Annotated in this window: 15 protein-coding genes; 7 read left to right on the top strand and 8 right to left on the bottom strand. The window is 60.4% G+C overall.

All coding sequences use genetic code 11. The features are described from left to right. Nucleotides 1-22 precede the first annotated feature (22 nt). Together ACOBR2_RS18870 and ACOBR2_RS18865 are read left to right on the top strand one after the other, a co-directional pair. Nucleotides 23-1,171: a glycosyltransferase gene (locus tag ACOBR2_RS18870; RefSeq protein ID WP_420237637.1), complete on the top strand. Its 1,149-nt coding sequence runs from the start codon at nt 23-25 to the stop codon at nt 1,169-1,171. 108 nt (nt 1,172-1,279) lie between these two features. After that, a complete protein-coding gene (locus ACOBR2_RS18865; RefSeq protein ID WP_420237636.1) occupies nt 1,280-2,020 on the top strand; it encodes a polysaccharide deacetylase family protein in 741 nt (246 codons plus the stop codon). Between the two features lie 113 nt (nt 2,021-2,133). Here ACOBR2_RS18865 and hemL read toward each other — a convergent pair whose 3' ends face one another. From hemL to ACOBR2_RS18840, 5 genes are all read right to left on the bottom strand, one after another. Then, complete coding sequence (gene hemL / locus ACOBR2_RS18860; protein ID WP_420237635.1) at nt 2,134-3,447, bottom strand: glutamate-1-semialdehyde 2,1-aminomutase; 1,314 nt, start codon at nt 3,445-3,447, stop codon at nt 2,134-2,136. Between the two features lie 186 nt (nt 3,448-3,633). Continuing rightward, a complete protein-coding gene (locus tag ACOBR2_RS18855; RefSeq protein WP_420237634.1) occupies nt 3,634-3,894 on the bottom strand; it encodes a hypothetical protein in 261 nt (86 codons plus the stop codon). Between the two features lie 11 nt (nt 3,895-3,905). Next, nucleotides 3,906-4,130: a hypothetical protein gene (locus tag ACOBR2_RS18850; protein WP_420237633.1), complete on the bottom strand. Its 225-nt coding sequence runs from the start codon at nt 4,128-4,130 to the stop codon at nt 3,906-3,908. A 13-nt stretch (nt 4,131-4,143) separates the two neighbouring features. Continuing rightward, nucleotides 4,144-4,380: a hypothetical protein gene (locus tag ACOBR2_RS18845; RefSeq protein ID WP_420237632.1), complete on the bottom strand. Its 237-nt coding sequence runs from the start codon at nt 4,378-4,380 to the stop codon at nt 4,144-4,146. Continuing rightward, a complete protein-coding gene (locus ACOBR2_RS18840; protein ID WP_420237631.1) occupies nt 4,377-4,589 on the bottom strand; it encodes a helix-turn-helix transcriptional regulator in 213 nt (70 codons plus the stop codon). Before ACOBR2_RS18840 ends, ACOBR2_RS18845 begins: the two co-directional genes overlap by 4 nt. A 379-nt stretch (nt 4,590-4,968) precedes the next feature. Here ACOBR2_RS18840 and purM point away from each other — a divergent pair, with 379 nt between their 5' ends. The 4 genes from purM (at nt 4,969) to ACOBR2_RS18820 (ending at nt 8,606) form a co-directional block, all read left to right on the top strand. After that, nucleotides 4,969-6,015 (top strand): phosphoribosylformylglycinamidine cyclo-ligase, encoded by a 1,047-nt coding sequence (purM, locus tag ACOBR2_RS18835; RefSeq protein ID WP_420237630.1) that lies wholly within the window; start codon nt 4,969-4,971, stop codon nt 6,013-6,015. Nucleotides 6,016-6,133: 118 nt separating this feature from the next. Then, on the top strand, nt 6,134-6,763 hold the full coding sequence (purN, locus tag ACOBR2_RS18830; protein WP_420237629.1) for a phosphoribosylglycinamide formyltransferase: 630 nt from the start codon (nt 6,134-6,136) through the stop codon (nt 6,761-6,763). A gap of 502 nt (nt 6,764-7,265) precedes the next feature. Beyond that, nucleotides 7,266-8,009, top strand: a complete 744-nt coding sequence (locus ACOBR2_RS18825; RefSeq protein ID WP_420237628.1) for a hypothetical protein — start codon at nt 7,266-7,268, stop codon at nt 8,007-8,009. A gap of 252 nt (nt 8,010-8,261) precedes the next feature. Continuing rightward, entirely contained in the window at nt 8,262-8,606 is a 345-nt protein-coding gene (locus tag ACOBR2_RS18820) for a gamma-glutamylcyclotransferase (RefSeq protein ID WP_420237627.1), read from the top strand. 76 nt (nt 8,607-8,682) lie between these two features. Here ACOBR2_RS18820 and ACOBR2_RS18815 read toward each other — a convergent pair whose 3' ends face one another. Together ACOBR2_RS18815 and ACOBR2_RS18810 are read right to left on the bottom strand one after the other, a co-directional pair. Next, the gene (locus tag ACOBR2_RS18815) at nt 8,683-11,007 is read right to left on the bottom strand and encodes an Orn/Lys/Arg decarboxylase N-terminal domain-containing protein (protein WP_420237626.1); all 2,325 of its coding nucleotides are present in this window, start codon (nt 11,005-11,007) and stop codon (nt 8,683-8,685) included. A 269-nt stretch (nt 11,008-11,276) separates the two neighbouring features. Further along, nucleotides 11,277-12,818, bottom strand: a complete 1,542-nt coding sequence (locus ACOBR2_RS18810) for a malectin domain-containing carbohydrate-binding protein (RefSeq protein ID WP_420237625.1) — start codon at nt 12,816-12,818, stop codon at nt 11,277-11,279. 354 nt (nt 12,819-13,172) lie between these two features. Here ACOBR2_RS18810 and ACOBR2_RS18805 point away from each other — a divergent pair, with 354 nt between their 5' ends. Further along, nucleotides 13,173-15,920, top strand: coding sequence for a TIM-barrel domain-containing protein (locus tag ACOBR2_RS18805; RefSeq protein ID WP_420237624.1), 2,748 nt, complete (start codon nt 13,173-13,175; stop codon nt 15,918-15,920). 68 nt (nt 15,921-15,988) lie between these two features. Here ACOBR2_RS18805 and ACOBR2_RS18800 read toward each other — a convergent pair whose 3' ends face one another. After that, nucleotides 15,989-17,434, bottom strand: coding sequence for a hypothetical protein (locus tag ACOBR2_RS18800; protein WP_420237623.1), 1,446 nt, complete (start codon nt 17,432-17,434; stop codon nt 15,989-15,991). Between the last annotated feature and the right edge of the window lie 49 nt (nt 17,435-17,483).

Genomic DNA, 17,483 nt, shown 5'->3' with positions numbered 1-17,483 from the left:
TCAGTGCAGCGGAGGCAAGAAGATGGGTTACGAGCTGGCAGTAGTTCTGCCAACGTTTAATGAAAGCAAAAATGTACGTCCTTTGATGGAGTGCCTGGAAAAGGCTCTGGCAGGCGTCCGTTATGAAGTGATTTTTGTCGATGACGATTCGCCGGACGGCACTGCTGCGGTGGTGCGCCTGCTGGCCAAGAGCAAGGACAATGTGCGTGTGATTCACCGCATTGGGCGGCGCGGTTTGTCTTCGGCTTGCATCGAGGGCATTCTGGCGGCCTCGGCTCCGTTTGTGGCAGTGATGGATGCGGATATGCAGCATGATGAGAGCGCTCTGCCCGAGATGCTGCGCAAAATTCAGGACGCGAATCTGGATCTGGTGATTGGATCGCGCAACTGCGCTGGTGGCAGTATGGGCGAGTTCGCAAGCTGGCGCGTCAAGCTGAGCCAGATGGGTAGAAAACTGAGCCGCATGGGCTGCGAGCACGAACTGAGCGATCCGATGAGCGGCTTCTTCATGGTGCGCTTCAGCAAGTTCGAGAGTTTTGCCCACAAGTTGTCGGCCATCGGTTTTAAGATCCTGCTGGATATGGTGCTGTCGGCTGGTCCTGATTTGAAGATCGGCGAGGTTCCGTACCGCTTCCGTCTGCGGGAGTACGGCGAAAGCAAGCTGGACTTCATGGTGGGTCTGGAGTACTTCGAACTGCTGGTGGATAAGCAGATGGGGCACCTGCTGAATGTGCGCTTTGTCTCGTTCTGCATGGTGGGCGCGCTGGGCGTGGGCGTTCATCTGGTGATTCTGCGGGAGCTGATGAAGCTGGAGTCGCTGAGTTTTGCTCTGGGGCAGACGATTGCCACCATGATTGTGATGGTGCTGAACTATACCCTGAACAATGCCGTGACGTATCGCGACCGGCGGCGGCGTGGGTTGGCCTTCTGGGGCGGTTTGCTGTTGTTCTGCCTGGCCTGCGGTCTGGGCGTGATGGTGAACGTGGCCATTTCGCGCGAAGCCTTTGAGCGTGGCGTGCCATGGATTCTGGCGGCGATGACCGGACTGCTCTTCTCGGCGGTGTGGAACTATGGGGTGACCTCAATGACGCTGTGGCGTCAGGCTCGCACGACACTGGAAAAGCGCGCGGCGCGGCGGTTGCAGGTGGCAGCCAAACTGGCTGTCGACTAAGTCCGTTTCAACGCTTCCTTTTCTCTTGCCCCGGAAGGTCATTTCTTCAGGAAATGCTCTTCCGGGGCAAGTTGCGTCTGGCGCAAAAACAACTACACTGGGGCAGATATGTTTTCTTCTGAAGCAACACATCTGGCGATTGATCTGGGTTGTGGACTGGCTGCGGGCGGTCTGGCGGTAGGCGGATTTTTCTACGCTTCGCTGTGGCCTGCGTCGCGCATCTTTGGCAGTGCTCTGATTGCCCCGCGCACGCCCGGCGAACTGGCCCTCACCTTCGATGATGGGCCGAATCCGGTGTGGACGCCGCGTCTGCTGGAGACGCTGGCCAAGCACAAGGTGAGGGCGACCTTCTTCATGATGGGCCAGCATGCGGCCTGGGAACCGGCTCTGGCGCGCGAGGTGCATGCCGCCGGTCATCTGGTGGGGCTGCATTCGTTTAGCCATCCCAATCTGTCACGCTCCAGTAAGAAGGTCATCCGCGAAGAACTGGTGCGCAATCGGGGGACGCTCGAAGAGATTCTGGGCAGCCCGGTGCGCTTCTTCCGTCCTCCCTTCGGAGCGCGGCGGCCAGCAGTTTTCACCATTGCCCGCGAACTGGGGCTGACCACAACCCTGTGGAATGCCATGACCAGCGACTGGAGCGACCGGGACCCTGACCTGATTGCGCAAAAGCTGACGGCCAAGGTGGAAGGCCTGACGCGCAAGGGCTTTGCCGCCAATGTGGTGCTGCACGACGGCGGTCACCTGGACGTGCGCGTGGATCGTGGGCCATCGGTAGCGGCAGCCGGAAGGCTCGTGGAAAAATTCAAGCCCACGCACCGGTTCGTCACGCTCGATGCCTGGGCCTGATTTTTTCTGCGGAGTTTTCTGACTATAGATCCGGCAAATAAATACCAGCTTGGGTGCCCCACCCTCGCCACGCCTTTGTTTTTGTGGCTAGGGTGGGAAAGCACGAAAATGCTTTAACCCTGCACCACAGCTTTGAAGGCTTCGGTAGCTGCGGCGATGGTCGCGGCTACTTCCCTTGCGCCGTGGGCTGTGCCGAGGAAGGCTGCCTCAAACTGCGAGGGGGGAAGCCAGACGCCCTGGTTGAGCATGGCATTGTGGAAGCGGCCAAAGGCTGCGGTGTCGGAGTTGGCCGCCTCTGCGTAGTTGCGCACCGGGCCGGGCGTAAAGAACCAGGTGAACATGGCTCCCACGCGATTGGCGGTGAGCGCTACGCCCGCCTTGGCGGCTTCGGCGGCGATGCCGTCGACGACCGCCTTGCTGGTGGCTTCAATCTGCGGATAGACGGTGGCAGCGTGCTCTTGCAAGTAGCCGACTGTGGCGAGGCCCGCAGCCATGGCCAGCGGATTGCCGCTCAGCGTTCCCGCCTGATAAACCGGCCCCAAAGGCGCAAGCATATCCATGAACTTGCGCTTGCCGCCGAAAACTCCTACGGGAAGTCCGCCGCCAACGATTTTGCCGAGCGTGATCAGGTCAGGATCGATCTTGTAGAGGGCCGTTGCGCCGCCCAGCGAGACGCGGAAGCCAGTCATCACTTCATCCACGATGAGCAGAGCGCCGTGGGTGGCGGTGATGGTGCGGAGAGCCTCCAAAAAGCCGGGCGCGGGCGGAATGCAGCCAGCGTTGCCAACGACAGGCTCCAGAATTACAGCGGCGATCTGGCCAGGATGCGCGGCAAAGGCGGCTTCCACGGCGGCAGGATCGTTGTAGGGCAGGGCGAGGGTGAGCTTGGCAATTTCTTCGGGTACGCCAGCTGAGCCGGGAATGCCGAAGGTGGCAACGCCCGAGCCAGCCTTCACCAGCAGACCGTCGGCATGGCCGTGATAGCAGCCCTCGAACTTGATCAGGATGGAGCGGCTGGTGGCGGCGCGGGCCAGACGGATGGCACTCATGGTGGCTTCGGTGCCGCTGCTCACAAAACGCATCTTTTCGAGAGTCGGATAGCAGGCCTGAACGCGCTCGGCAAGGTCGGCTTCGGCTGCCGTGCTGGCGCCAAAGCTGGCGGAGTTGCGGGCGGCGCGCTCGATGGCCTCAACCGCCGGTGGAAAGGCGTGGCCGAGGATCATCGGGCCCCAGCTGCCGAAGTAGTCGATGTAGCGGTTGCCGTCAGCGTCGGTCAGGTATGCACCCTCACCGCACTCGATGAAGGGCGGCGCTCCGCCAACAGCGCGAAAGGCGCGTACGGGCGAGTTGACGCCGCCGGGAAAGAACTTCTCTGCCCGGGCCTGCAGTTGAGCGGAACGAGTGTGGGGCTGCGATGGGCTGCTCATATTGGCTCAAGTATAGAAGGCTGTGGGGTGAGGGGAGCGAGAGCGCGTTCGGGGCAAGTGTAAATCTCTTTTACAGTCTTACTGATCCGGTACAAAATGGGGGCTTCGTGCTTCCCCACCCTAGCGACAAAAACAAAGACGCGGCGAGGGGCACCCGCAGATTTTTGGTTTGTGTTGGTTGGATGATTAGCCGTGGAGCGGTGCATCGTTTTTGGCCAGCGCACGTTTGCCCCAGCGACGGGCAAGCTGGAAGAGAACCAGAACATCAATGCAGCAGCCGAGTCCAGAGCACATGCCACGCAGCGTGTCGTTGGGTGCAGGCGTCAGGTGCAGCAAGGTGAGCAGCGGCAGCGGCCAGCCAAAAGAGCATGCCAGATCGAGCTGAGCCACGATGAGCAGCAGGATGAGCACCGGCAGAGATGTCTTCAGAGCGCAGGTGTTGAACATTGGAATTCCTTTCAGGGGCGTGAGGTGCTCTGATGCATGCGGCGCAGGGACCAGAAGATGAGGTTGATAGCCAGCCCCATCAGCAGAGCAAGCAGGCCATGGTAAAGAGCTGTATGGCGATTGTGAAAGCCCTTGGCGCAGAAGATAAGTGCATAGCTGGCTGCCAGGCAGAGGTAGCCGACGGACCAGATGCGGCGAGTTTTGGCGTCGGCTTGACGGATGTTGCAGCAGCACATGGGGTCACCTCGCTTAGTTTTTAAAGCGGTACCAGAGCAGAAATGCGACTTTGGTTGCGCCCATGGCGTAGATCAGAGAGATCAGATCCCATGGGATGCGGTGCTCGACCAGCAGATGGTATTCGAGCAAGAGGAACGCCACGAGCGTGCCCACGACGGCGGAGATGCTGGTGGAGCGGCGGCCATGCTCCAGAAGGCGCTCGTCGGCCACGTGATCGAGCAGAAGAATGCGGGTAAGCAGACGGTTCATGCGGAAGTCTCCAGATGGAAGATCGCGTCGGTGGGGCAGCTGAAGACGCGGGCAAAGGTGAGCGCCAGCTCCAGGCTGGGTACATAGCGGTTGCGCTCGATGGAGTTGATGCTCTGGCGTGAGACGCCGACGGAGGTGGCCAGCTGTTCCTGGGTCCATCCGCGTTCGGTGCGGAGCTCTTTGACGCGATTGACGATAGTCTGGGTCATGTAAAGCAAACTTTCCATCTCAGAGTAGGACGGAAGGTGAGACGTGTCAAGTAAGCTTTCCATTTTTTTAGGGGAGATTTTGGTGGGCAGGCGTGGGTTGCACCAAAAATTGTGCACACTTGCTCTGGATTGCACTGCTTCCTGTGCAGTCCTGGGATTAGATGCACTGTTTTCAGTGCAGTGACGGAAAATGACGGAAAAGTCTCCGTGGTGGGTGAAGTTTGCCGCCCCTGCGGGGCGCTTGCCGCCGGACTCTTTTCTGTAGGCACGCGCACGGAAGTTTTACGATTCCTGGGTATGAGCGCAGTGCAAAACTGTTAAAATCTAGCTTTCCGGCCCTTTCTCGCCGGCCAAACATCCCATCCGAAAGAAAAAGACCGTGCCTGTACAGAAGAAGAAGTCCGTGACCTATGCCGATGCCGGCGTTGACATCAGCCAGGGCGACCGCACCAAGGACAAGATCAAGTTCCTGGCGCAGAAGACCTTCAACCGGAACGTGCTGGGCGGCATCGGCGGCTTTGGCGCGCTCTATCGCATGGACCTGAAGAAGTGGAAGGAACCGATTCTGGTCAGCTCTGCCGATGGCGTGGGCACCAAGCTGAAGCTGGCTTTTGAGCTGGGTCAGCACACGACGGTGGGCCAGGATCTGGTGAACCACTGCGTGAACGACATTGCGGTGCAGGGTGCAACGCCTCTGTTCATGCTGGATTACTTTGCCAGTGGCAAGCTGGACCCGTCGGTGACGGCGGATGTGATCGAAGGCCTGTCGATTGCCTGCAAGGCCAACGGTTGCGCGCTGATCGGCGGAGAAACCGCGCAGATGCCGGGCTTTTACACGGACGGCGAGTATGATCTGGCCGGCTTCATCGTAGGCGCTGTGGACCGCGAGAAGATGGTGACGGGCGCAGGCATCAAGCCGGGCGACGTGCTGATTGGCCTGCCTTCGACGGGCCTGCACACCAACGGTTATTCGCTGGCCCGCAAGCTCTTTTTTGAAGTAGCTGGCTACAAGCCCAAGCAGTACGTTTCGGCCATCAAGGACAAGGCTGGTGCGGCGCTGATGAAGACCCACCGCAGCTACCTGCAGATCATTCAGAAGCTGGTGAACGCAGGCGTGACGACGGGTATGGCGCACATTACCGGTGGCGGCATCACCGAGAATCTGCCCCGCATTCTGCCCAAGAACACCCAGGCGCAGATCGAGATCGGCTCCTGGCCGGTGCTGCCCATCTTCGAGCACCTGCGGGCGCTCGGCAAGGTGGAGCAGGACGAGATGATGCGCACCTTCAACATGGGCATCGGCCTGATCGCCGCCATTCCTGCCGACAAGTTCAAGCGCGCCAAGAGCATTCTGGATCGCTCCGAAGAGAAGTTCTCGGTGATTGGCCGGATCGTCAAGGGCGAGAAGCGCGTTCAGTACACGTAGTCGCCGGAGAACAGGGAACTGTTCTCTGCACAGAATGAACTTCAAGCAAAGGGCCCGGCTGAAGCCGGGCCGCTTTGTTGGTGGAAGAACTATTTACTTACGAAAGAGATTGGATTCGATGGCAATGGATACGCAGCAAAAAACACCGGTTCGGCTGGGAGTTCTGCTCTCGGGCCGTGGCTCTAATTTTCTGGCGATTGCCGAGTCGATTCGTACGGGCAAACTGGCGGATATAGAGATCGCCGTGGTGATTGCGAATGTTGCGGATGCTGGCGGAGTGGAAGCGGCACGCAAGCTTGGATTGCCTACTGAGGTCTTCGTCTCCAAGGGCAGGAAACGCGCAGAGCACGATGCGGACGTGACGGCCTGCCTGCGTGAGCACGGGGTGGATCTGGTGATTTTGGCTGGCTACATGCGGCTGCTTTCGCCGGAGTTCATTACGGCATTCCCCAACCGGATTCTGAACATTCATCCGTCCCTGCTGCCGGCCTTTCCGGGCCTCGATGCGCAGACGCAGGCCTTTGAGTATGGCGCGAAGGTGGCTGGTTGCACGGTGCATTTTGTGGATGAACATCTGGATCACGGCGCGATCATTCTGCAGCGAGTGATTCCGGTGCTGGAGTCGGACGATGCGCACTCGCTGGCCGAGCGGATTCTGGCGGAAGAGCATCAGGCCTACAGCGAAGCGATTGGCCGGGTGGTCAGCGGTGCGTATGAGATGGTGGGGCGGCGGTACGTGCAGCGTTAAATACAGTCCTCAGCTGACAGCTGTTTTCGCAATTCGCCTGCACTGGACGGAGAGATTTCCTCGCTGTCCAGTGCGGGATTTTTCGTTGCTTCGGTAAAGTGCTGGGGCGTATGTAGATAGAGTTGAAGATGGATTTGCAGAGGATTGAGTGCGCCTGACGTACCTTTAGAAGTATCCGAAACGGGTGAACGCAAGCGCCCGGCGCAACAGTTCATCCTCCCCCAAGTTGAGGACGCCGGGCGCAGAAATACGCATTGCGCGCAGCTTACCAAAGCTGCGGGGGTGTGAGGCAGTGCTCGACTGCATGTCAGAGCGGAACCACGGCAACATGCGGGTTTGAGGCTGCCTCCAACCAGAGTCCTCGGCCGGATGAAGGTGAGCCGGTCGAGGACGTCTGAGGTCCTGCATCTGCGGGCCTTTCCTTTTTCAACATACGAAAGCAACAGTGTGCAGTGCGTGCGCATGTGCAGACGTGCGCACGAAAACAGGCAAGGAGCATGGGATGAGTGTGCGGGCGAATATCTGGGAGCATCCGAAGACCTCGGTGGCCGGAGTGCTGATTGCAGTGGTGACGGTTGTCGGCGTGCTGAGCCAGCAGGGCATTACGTTGGGCAATGCCGGCACGGGAACAGTGGTTTCACTGATTGGCGCGCTGGCTACGGCGCTGCTGGGGCTGCTGGCCAAGGATCCTGGCGGCGGCAGTACGACGAGTGTGAAGCTGGGCGCATGGCTGCTGGTGGCATTGCTGCTGCCGGCTGGAGTGTTGACGAGCTGTACGGTGACGGCGAGCCAACTGAAGAGTGATGCGCAGGCACTGGCTACGGCGCTGACGGATCTTGCCGCAGTTCTGACTACGGAAGATTCGGCGACGGCTTCCAAACTGGAAGTGGCCGCTGAGTCACTGACTGCAGTGGTGGACAACTGGGACACGTCGTCGAGCATGGGTGAGTTGAATACGGCGGCGGTGGGCGTGGAAACTGTGCTGGCGGGAATTTCGGCAACGTCAAAATATGAGCCGCTGGTGGCGATTGCCGTGGCCGCTGTGGATGTGTTGCTGCAGAGTACGAGCACGGCGCACGTACAGGCAAGACTAGCGGATGTGAATTCCGACCGGTTGGCTCAGTTGCGGGCGGAGGGGAAAAAGGCCGTGATGCACCGCCTGTTGCGTTCGCGGCAGGGCGACTTCAAAGCCGCATGGAACAAGGTGATCATGGATGAGAAATTGCCGCTGCAGCCGGTGCGGTAGGTGCTAGGTGCTGGGAGTTATATAGATAAATTACAGAAGCATGGAAATAGATCGGGTAAATAAAACGGTGGGGTAGAGCGATACCAGAGTTGCGGTGACTCTGGTATTGCTCTGGAACTCTGTGGGCCGCTCCAGCAATGGCGCGGTCCGCTTTTTTGCGTTTGGGCTCTACTTTTTGCGCATGGGATCGAAGTGCGGCATGATGAGGATGCGGTCTGGATGTGCGTGGAAGAGCCGTTGGGGTGGAAAGCATTGAGCGACGAAGAATGGGCAGAAAACCGTCTGGCTGTTTACGGAAGTCTTGCGCCGGGGCAGGAGAATCACGACCAGTTGGTAGCGCTGCGCGGCGTGTGGCGGCAGGGCACGGTCCATGGCAGCGTCTTTCCGCTTACGTGGGGCGAGGCTGCAGGCTATCTGGCGCTGGTTCTGGATGCTGCGGGGCCGGAGGTTGCGGTGCAGGTTTTTGAGTCGCCGGATCTGCCCGTGCACTGGGCCCGGCTGGATGCGTTCGAAGGTTCTTCCTATTGGCGGGTGAGGACTAAGGTGCAGACCGAGGAAGGTCTGATCGACGCTTCTATTTATGTGCTGGCAGAGTGAAGTGGTTCTGCGGTGGATACAGCAAAGGCTCCTTCCGTGTTGGCAAGGAGCCTTTGCGATTGTTTTTTGTGGCTTTCTACTTTTTCTCGTCGTCGTTTTCGATGATGGCGCGCATCCAGTAGTTGCCTTCCTCGTCGGTTTCGATGCCGTGGACTTCACGCTCGAAGCCGGGGAAGCGCTTGGCCCACTGCTCCATGGCGAGGATCAGCTTGATGACCGGCGATTCGGGCCCGCCCAGCCGCTCACCCGGCATGGACATGGGAATACCCGGCGGGTAGGGCACCAGCATGACGGCGGCGATGCGACCAGCCATCTTGCGGAAGGGGATCTTTTCCGTTTCGTTGCGCACCAGTTTCTGGTAGGTCTGCCAGGGGGTGAGCACGGCGTCAAAGTCCTCATCGCAGGCAGCGTTCACCAGTCCGGCAAGGTTCAGTTCGAGCATCGTCTTGTGCATCTCGTCGGAGAGTTCCTTGAGCGACAAGCCGCGATAGCGGGCGGGATGCTTCTGCACCAGTTCGGGCAGGGCTTCTTCGAGCGGCGCTTCGGTGTCGTACAGGCGCTTGAACTCGAAGAGGTTTTCCAGCAGGCTGCCCCACTTGCCCTTGGATGTGCCAACCGAGAAGAGCACCAGCACGGTGTAATCGCCTTCCTTGGCGATTTCCACGCGGCGGGAGTAGAGGAACTCGCTGAGCACGGCGGCGGGAATGCCGGACTCGCTGACTTCGCCATGGGCGCTCACACCGGGGGTCAGAATGGTGACCTTGGTGGGATCGAGCATGCAGTAGTCGTCGGGCGAATCAGTGTCCTGATAGCCGTGCCACTCTTCGCCGTGCTTGAGCGTCCAGCAACTGGGTTCGGTGGCCAGCATTTCGGTGTCGGCATCCTCGAAGAGGACGCGTTCGCCGGTCTTGGGATCGGTGACGCGCTCGGGCTGGTAGAGGCTGAAGAACCATCCCTTACCATTTTCCGATTCGCGGCGCAGACGGTGGGCAACCGAGGCCATGGTCTGGCGGAAGCTGATGGCGTCGGCCAGGGTTTCGTCCATCAGGGTGGGGCCGGCAGGCTCGTCCATCAGCGCCGCGGCCACGTCGAGCGAGGCAATCAGCGGATAGAAGGGCGAGGTGGTGCCGTGCATCATGAAGGACTCGTTGAACTGGTCAAAGTCCAGCGAACCGCGCTCCGAGAGCTTGACGTGAATCATCGAGCCCATGGAGAAGGCAGCCAGCATCTTGTGGGTGGACTGCACGCTGAAGAGCGTGGGGCGGTCTTCCATGTCTTCCGGCACGCCCATGGCGTAGCGGCCCTTGTAGATGGGATGGAACTTGGCGTAGGCGTACCAGGCTTCGTCAAAGTGGATGCGGGCAACCGAATCCTTCAGTTGCTCCACGACGTGATTCACGTTGTAGCAGAGGCCGTCGTAGGTGGAGTTGGTGACCACCGCGTAGGTCGGCTTTTTGGAGTTGGCTCCGGCGGCAAAGCGGGAGCGGTCGATCAGCTTTTTCACCGACTTTTTGCTGAAGCGGTCGAGCGGCACCAGGCCGATCATGCCGTAGCCGTTGCGGGTCGGCTTGAAGTAGACGGGGCGCGCGCCGGTGACGGTCAGCGAGTGACAGATGGACTTGTGACAGTTGGCGTCCACCAGCACAATGTCGTCCTGGGCGATGACGCCGTGGCCGATGATCTGGTTGGAGGTGCTGGAGCCGCCCAGAACGTAGAAGGTCCAGTCCGCGCCGAAGATGCGGGCGGCGTTGCGTTCGCTGTCTCCCGGAGGTCCGATGTGATCGAGCCAGGAGCCGAGCGGAGCGGACGAAATGCCGAGGTCGGAGCGCAGCAGGTTCTCGCCAAAGAAGCGATGGAACTCCTGGCCGACGGGGTGCTTCAGGAAGGCAACGCCGCCCATGTGGCCGGGCGCATCCCAACTGTAGACCGACTGATCGTTGTACTTGAGCAGCTCACGGAAGTAGGGCGGTAGCAACTGCTCGTGGTAACGCTCGATGGCGGTGTCCAGACGCGAGGCGATAAAGGCCGGCGTATCACCGAAGAGGTGAATGTACTCATAGACCTGCTTGATCACCTCAAGCGGCAGCTCGCTGACCAGGGTGCGGTCGGCGATGAGGAAGATAGGCACCTTCTTGTTGCGGTGGCGGACGCCGCGGATAATATCCAGCGCGGCGCGTTCCTCAAACTGTGAGTTGCCTTCCAGGTCCCAGTCGAGCAGCACGGCGGAGTAGCTGGGATCGGAGGTGACCAACGAGAGTCCGTCTTCGGTCGAAGTGGTACGCACCACCTCGTAGCCTTCATCGCTAATAGCCTCAACCAGGCGTTCCATGGCGCGGTCGGAGACAGAGTCCGTGCGACCAACCTCACTGGCGATCATCAATACCCAGCGTTTATCACTCATCGTTCGTATGTCCTCAGAAAACCTGGCACGGGGAAACTGTGCAGGTGATAGCAAGTTCAGAGGGGCTTTCGGGAAAGCCGGTTTGTTGGGGTGGGTCTTCCTTGCGGAAAAGGCCATACGGCACAGGGCCACCCTCTTCATGGGAACTCTGATTTTGCCCTAGATTATGGTACCTTGCCGGGAGTGTCGCAGGGCCCTTTGCTGCATAGAAAAACTGCGGACGGGAAGAGGATGGAGCGGTTTCGGACAGTGGCGGAAGTCGCAGGTCGTCAGCGTCCCTCGTCCAGAACCTCGATGCCGGAGACGGTGGCGTTGTTCAGGACCGGCTCGAAGGTCAGATTCAGCTTGCCCTGGGCCGTGGGCCGCAGGTGATTGAAGCTCTTGGTCAGGACGTGCAGGCTGCCGGCTTCCTTGAAGATGTCGAGGTTATCAACGAGCGTATTGCCGTTGCAGAGCACCCGGAACTGGCGGCTTCCGACGCCGCCTCGGCCAGCCGGTCCAAAGTAAAACTCGGCAAAGTGCAGCACCAGCGTGTAGCGGTCGCGGGGATCGGCGGGAATGGCGTAGCTGAAGTGCCCGTAGCGTTCGCCAGCGAAGAGATCGGGGTCGGCAGTGCCGGTGGTGGGATGGTGCTGCATGGCCATGCGGCCGTTCATGTAGTAGTTGTCGGGCCGCCAGAGCTGGCCGCTGTGGTCGGTAAAGGGTGTTTGCTGGGTGATCAGGCGCGCGGGCAGCGTGGCGTGGGCAATTCCGGGCAGAATTTCCAGGGCGCTCAGGCTGGGCGCGCCGCGCTCGGCGGCAAAGGTCAGATGCAGCAGACCGTCTTTGCTGGGAGAAACAGCGCGGAAGATGCGTTCGTCGGCAATGTTGTTGCCCTGGGCGTCGGTGTTCACGTCAAAGCCCTGCAGCAGCGGATTGCCGTTCAGATAAACGCCGAAGGTGGCGTAGTCCTCGCTGGAGGGCTCTGAAGTTACAAAGTAGAGATGCAGTTCATAGACGCCGGGGGGCAGGGGAATGGCGTAACTGAAGTCACCACCGCGCGAGTTCTGGAAGAGAAGCTGGTCGCTGGTGCGGGCGACGAAGTTTCCTGCCGCGCCCCCACGGGTTTCTCCGCCGGAAAAATAGCGGTCCGCGAGCCAGGTTGAGCCGGAGCTGTCGATCTGTGGTGCGCCGCTGTAGCCGGCCAGAATGCGGAGGGGGGCAGCAGTCGCTGCTGCGGGTGTGCTGGAGCTCTGGGCCGCAAGACTGGCGTCGGCGGGAGTGTCGGTGTGGCGCGGATGGAGGATAGCAAAGAGCGCTACAAGTACCAGTCCTGCGGCCACGGCCAGAGCGGCAAACCGGAGCCACCAGTTCTTCAGCAAAGGGGCCGTCGCGGGGCGCTCGAACTCTGCTTCCGGCAGCGCGGCGGGCATTCTTTCCAGTGGCGCAGAAGATACGGCTACGGGTGCAGAGGCAGCACTGCGACGCGTGAACAGGGGCGCATAGGAGCCGGAGGGCAGCGAGATCTGGAGCAGATGATCCTTGCCGGGGCCCTCGTAGTATTCCTTGAGCCGCTTGCGCAAGCGATGAGCCTCGACGCGCGCAATGGCGTCTTCGCCTGCGTTGAAGGTGGATTTGGAGCGGTCGAAGACCTCGGTGGCGATATTGTACTCGTTCAGGTCGTCGAGCTGGTGGGCAAAGTACTTCTCGCCCACATGTCGGAGCAGCTTCTCCAAGCGCGGAGAGCGCACGAGAGCTTCCAATACATTTTCGAACTCCGTTTTTTCCGCTTCGGCCTCAACGGGCGTCCGCGCAGCGCCAGTTTCCATCATTTCTGCGCAGCCTTCCTCTTGTTCGCACAGAATCATACCCGCTGGAAACAGGAACCACAAGAGGTGTGCGGCGGATTGTGTCTGCGAGGAGGCAACGGGTTTTGTATCAATCACGTACCAGCCGCGGGGAGGTAGAAGTAACAAAAAAACGGGTCTGCGTACGTGTTCGTACAAGATTAACCTTCTGCCCGAAGCAGGGCTGCGCTTAGGGTGGCGAGGTGGCCGTCAAAGGCGGCAAAGCGGACGAAAGGTACGATGAAGCAACTGCATCGGTTGTTTTTTTCTCTTGGACGGGATCTGTTTTTAGCAAGTGTGGTTTTCGGGCTGGGCACCTTTCAGTGCCTTGCTGGAGCAATGCCCGGGACTCTGCACCGCGAGGCTGATTCGGTCACGGTGACGTTTCCCGCGGGCCAGCTCTATCTGCAGCCGGTTTCCGACAGTGTTGTGCGGGTGGCGTTCTCCCGCTCGGCGGAGTTCTTCCGGCGGAGGAGCATCGACCGGGTGGAGCAGCCAGTGGCAACTGTGCCCTTCAACGTGCGCACGCTTGCCGAGAGCTTCGAGCTGACCACGGACAAGTTGCTGGTGCGTGTGGACCGGGCCAGTGGGGCGGTGAGCTTTGCCACCCGCGACGGACGCAAGCTGTTGGCCGAGGTGCCGCAGAGCCGGTTGCTGGAAGCGGCCACGGTGCAGGGTGAGGCCAGCTTTCACGTGGGGCAGAAGTGGCTGGCGCAGCCCGACGAGTCGCTTTACGGGCTAGGCCAGACGCAACTGGGCGTGCTCGACCTCAAGGGTTACGATCTGGATCTGTGGCAGCACAATACCAACGTGGCGGTGCCGTTTCTGGTTTCGTCCAGGGGCTATGGAATCCTGTGGGACAACACCTCGTACACGCACTTTGGCGACCGGCGGTCCTTTGCGCCGATTCCCGCAGCCAACCTGCGGGACGATGCCGGAGAGCCGGGTGGGCTGACGGTGAGCGCGCTGGATGAATCTGCTGCTCCGGTGAAGAGCAGCGAGCTGGCGCTGCATCTGCAGCTGAATCAGGCGCAGACCGACCATCCCGAGACGGCGGCCGGATCCTGGCGCTTGCACCGGCAGTGCTGGAGTGGTTCGCTGGTGGCTCCAGTCACCGGCGATTACCAGTTCCGGGCCTACTCGAATGGCGGCATTCAGGTCTGGTTTGACGGGAAGTTGGTGATGAACCACTGGCGGCAGAACTGGCTGGCCTCGGAGGATCAGGTGCGGGTGCACATGGAGGCGGGCCATGCGTATCCGATCCGCATGGAGAACGATCCTGAGCAGCAGAACATCTTCGAGTTCACGTGGAAGACGCCCGCGCCGGACGGCAATACCGCGCTGTGGTCGGAGGTGGGCGACGGTACCGACTATTACTTTGTCTATGGCCCCAGCATGGATGGCGTGATTGGCGGCTATCGCCAGCTGACGGGCAAGGCGACGATGCTGCCCAACTGGGCCTTCGGACTGTGGCAGTCGCGGCAGCGCTACGAGACCGCGCAGCAGTCGCTGGACGTGGTGCGCGAGTTTCGGCGGCGGCAGATTCCCTTCGATAACATCGTGCAGGACTGGCTCTACTGGCGGCCTGACGCCTGGGGATCGCATCAGTTCGACGCCACGCGCTTTCCCGATCCTGACGGCTGGGTGAAGGCGATTCACGCGGAGCACTCCCACCTGATGCTTTCGGTGTGGGGCAAGTTTTATCCAAGTACCGACAATGGTCAGGCAATGGCCGCGCATGGTTACCTGTACACGCCGGATTTGCAGGAGAAGGTGCAGGACTGGGTGCATCAGACCTACACCTTTTATGACGCCTTCAACCCTGGGGCGCGCACGCTCTTCTGGTCGCAGGTGAATGCGCGGTTGTTTGCGAAGGGAATCGATGCGTGGTGGATGGATGGCACGGAGCCGGATCTGCTGCCTTCGCCGCCCACGCTCGACGGGCAGCGCAGCCACATGACCCCGGTCTATCAAGGGACGGGCGCACGCATGCTGAATGGCTACGCGCTCGAAAACAGCCGTGGCGTCTACGAAGGGCAGCGGCAGACGGCACCCGACCAGCGTGTTTTCATTCTGACGCGCTCGGGTTTTGCCGGCAGCCAGCGTTATTCCACGGCCATCTGGTCAGGCGATGTTACCTCAACGTGGACGGCGATGGAAAAGCAGATTGCGGCGGGGTTGGGTGCGAGCATCTCCGGTCTGCCCTACTGGACGATGGACACGGGCGGCTATACCATGCAGCAGAAGTTTGCCTATGAGCCGCAGAAGTCAGCGCATGAAGAGGAGTGGCGAGAGCTGAATGCGCGCTGGTTCGAGTTCTCCACCTTTACACCGCTCTTGCGTGTGCATGGCGAGCTGCGCCCGCGGGAGATGTGGACGCTCGGGGAGGATTCCGCTGCCTACAATGCCGAGTTGAAGTTTGACCGCCTGCGCTATGCGCTGCAGCCCTACATTTACTCGCTGGCAGGCTGGACGACGCAAGGCGACTTTACCATGCTGCGTCCGCTGGTGATGGATTTTGCCAACGACCGTGTGGCGCGTGCCGTGGCCGATGAGTTCATGTTTGGCCCGTCGCTATTGGTGGCTCCCGTAACCAGTTACAAGCAGCGCTCACGGCCGGTGTATCTGCCCGAGGGCCGCAGATGGTACGACTACTGGACCGGAAAAACGGTGGCTGTGGGCAACATTACGGCCGATGCGCCCTATGACCGCATTCCGGTTTTTGTGCCAGCGGGGGCGATTCTACCTTACGGCCCATCGGTGCAGTATGTGGGCGAGAAGCCGGCCGATCCCATCACGCTGTATGTGTACGCCGGAGCCGATGGCGCGTTCACGCTCTACGAGGATCAGGGCACCAACTACGGCTACGAAAAAGGCGCGTTTGCAACGATTCCTCTGCGCTGGAACGAGCGTACGGGTGAGCTGACGATAGGCAGCCGCAGCGGCAGCTTTGACGGCATGCTGGAGCAGCGCACCTTCCGCGTGGTGCTGGTTGCGCCTGGCCATGCAGCGGCCTTTGCGCCGGAGCAGGACGCAGCGCGCAGTGTGAGCTATTCAGGACAGACGGTGCGGGTCAAGCTGCAATAGAAATGAAGTCCCCGGTCTGCCCTTTTGCGTGGTAGACCGGGGACTTCGCGGAAGGCGTTGATTGTTTTTTACGGCTTTGCCGCAGGAATCACGATGGCAGTTTCGCTCAGTGCGGGAACGACGATCGTGTAGCCATCGGTTGCGGCGGTTACGCTGCTTTCCTGAATGCCGGAGGCTGCCCAGGGGCTGTTGTACTGGAAGTTGGCGCGGCCAAAGTCGTAGCGTTTTGCGGTTGAGGCCAGAGCGGGAGCATCGGGGAGAAGCAGGTGGACGGCGTAGCTCTGATTGGGATGGCGGTTGATGAGCACAACGGCGGTGCTGCCGTCGCTGCGCCGGACGCCGTGCGCTCCAAACATGGGTGCGCTCGATGTGGTTTTGACCAGCGTATCGCCGGGCCGTGCGGCCAGCGCCGCCAACTGCAGGCCGTAGTAGGCTTCGGTGGGCGTGTCTACCTGGGCATCGCCGCCTTCCGAAAAGAAGCCCGGATGCAGCTCCTGCCAGACGACGGAGAAGGCTCCACTTTCAAACCAGGTAAGAAATGTGTCGGTGGCAAAGAGTGCGCGGGCCGCTCCAGGTGCGCCGCCGTTAGTTTCGGTAATGGCAAGCGGGAGATTGCGTGCCGATGGTCCGGCGATCTTTTCCAACTGATCGCGCAGGGCCAGCACGCGGCCCGGAATCTGCTCGGTTACGGCCAGATTCGAGGCGCTGTCGTGCGGGTACCAGTGCTCGATCAGGAAGTCGATCTTGGTGCCGACCACCTTGAGCAGTTGTGCGTTGTGCGTCAGTCCTTGATCGTCCTCCACCTCAATGCCCACGCCCAGCTTGATGGTGGGATCGACGGCCTTCATCGCGGCAATGTAGTCGAGCGCGTTGTGGCCGTACGCGGTCTGCGAGAGCGCCGCAAGACCCACGCGTTTATTCTTGTCGGTTTCGGTGGAGTGCAGGTCCAGCTCCCAGCCGTTGCTGCCAAAGTAGCCGTTGCCGCCTACCTCGTTGCCAATCTCCCAGTAGCGAATGTTCCACTTCTTTTCGATGTTGGCGTAGCGCACCCAGGCCGCAGCTTCCTGCGGATCGCCGCCGCCGGTGCCATCCAGATTCGACCCGTAGTTCACGGTGATCATGGCCTGCGCTCCCGAGGGAAGCACATCCTTGTTCATAAAGTTGTCGAAAGTGTCGTTCGGATTGATGTAGATTGTTTGCCCAGGGGTGGCCGAGTGGTTGCGCCAGTGGTAAATGTCGGAGTACGATCCGCCGGGATAGCGCAGTGTGCTTACGTGAGCTGCCTTCAGCTTGGCAGGCAAGTCAGGCTCGACGAAGTGATTGTCGTAGACCGAAGTGCCCACGCCGTACGCGGCGTCGGAGATGGTGGTCAAGCTCTGATGCAGGTCCACGGTGACGGTGGCGCTGCGCTGTGCCTGCAAGGCTGCGGGGATCAGCAGAACGGCGGCGGAAAACAATTTAGCGGGCAGGAAAAGATGTGCAGAGAGATGCGAGAATTTCGGAAAAATTTGCATGGTTGTATGTAGCTCCGAGGACAACGCAATAGGATCGTAAATCGCATTA

The sequence above is a fragment of the Telmatobacter bradus genome (assembly GCF_048629425.1).
Taxonomy (GTDB): domain Bacteria; phylum Acidobacteriota; class Terriglobia; order Terriglobales; family Acidobacteriaceae; genus Telmatobacter; species Telmatobacter bradus.
The sequence above is the reverse complement of the archived record's forward strand: the minus strand, read 5'-3'. Positions and strand labels throughout refer to the sequence as shown.

Bases quoted from the DNA above. Each gene is read 5' to 3' on its own strand.
- hemL (WP_420237635.1), bottom strand. From the start codon at position 3,447: ATGAGCAGCCCATCGCAGCCCCACACTCGTTCCGCTCAACTGCAGGCC.
- ACOBR2_RS18825 (WP_420237628.1), top strand. From the start codon at position 7,266: ATGAGTGTGCGGGCGAATATCTGGGAGCATCCGAAGACCTCGGTGGCC.
- ACOBR2_RS18865 (WP_420237636.1), top strand. From the start codon at position 1,280: ATGTTTTCTTCTGAAGCAACACATCTGGCGATTGATCTGGGTTGTGGA.
- ACOBR2_RS18850 (WP_420237633.1), bottom strand. From the start codon at position 4,130: ATGTGCTGCTGCAACATCCGTCAAGCCGACGCCAAAACTCGCCGCATC.
- purN (WP_420237629.1), top strand. From the start codon at position 6,134: ATGGCAATGGATACGCAGCAAAAAACACCGGTTCGGCTGGGAGTTCTG.
- ACOBR2_RS18845 (WP_420237632.1), bottom strand. From the start codon at position 4,380: ATGAACCGTCTGCTTACCCGCATTCTTCTGCTCGATCACGTGGCCGAC.
- ACOBR2_RS18810 (WP_420237625.1), bottom strand. From the start codon at position 12,818: ATGATGGAAACTGGCGCTGCGCGGACGCCCGTTGAGGCCGAAGCGGAA.
- ACOBR2_RS18800 (WP_420237623.1), bottom strand. From the start codon at position 17,434: ATGCAAATTTTTCCGAAATTCTCGCATCTCTCTGCACATCTTTTCCTG.
- ACOBR2_RS18855 (WP_420237634.1), bottom strand. From the start codon at position 3,894: ATGTTCAACACCTGCGCTCTGAAGACATCTCTGCCGGTGCTCATCCTG.
- ACOBR2_RS18815 (WP_420237626.1), bottom strand. From the start codon at position 11,007: ATGAGTGATAAACGCTGGGTATTGATGATCGCCAGTGAGGTTGGTCGC.
- ACOBR2_RS18870 (WP_420237637.1), top strand. From the start codon at position 23: ATGGGTTACGAGCTGGCAGTAGTTCTGCCAACGTTTAATGAAAGCAAA.
- ACOBR2_RS18805 (WP_420237624.1), top strand. From the start codon at position 13,173: ATGCCCGGGACTCTGCACCGCGAGGCTGATTCGGTCACGGTGACGTTT.
- ACOBR2_RS18840 (WP_420237631.1), bottom strand. From the start codon at position 4,589: ATGACCCAGACTATCGTCAATCGCGTCAAAGAGCTCCGCACCGAACGC.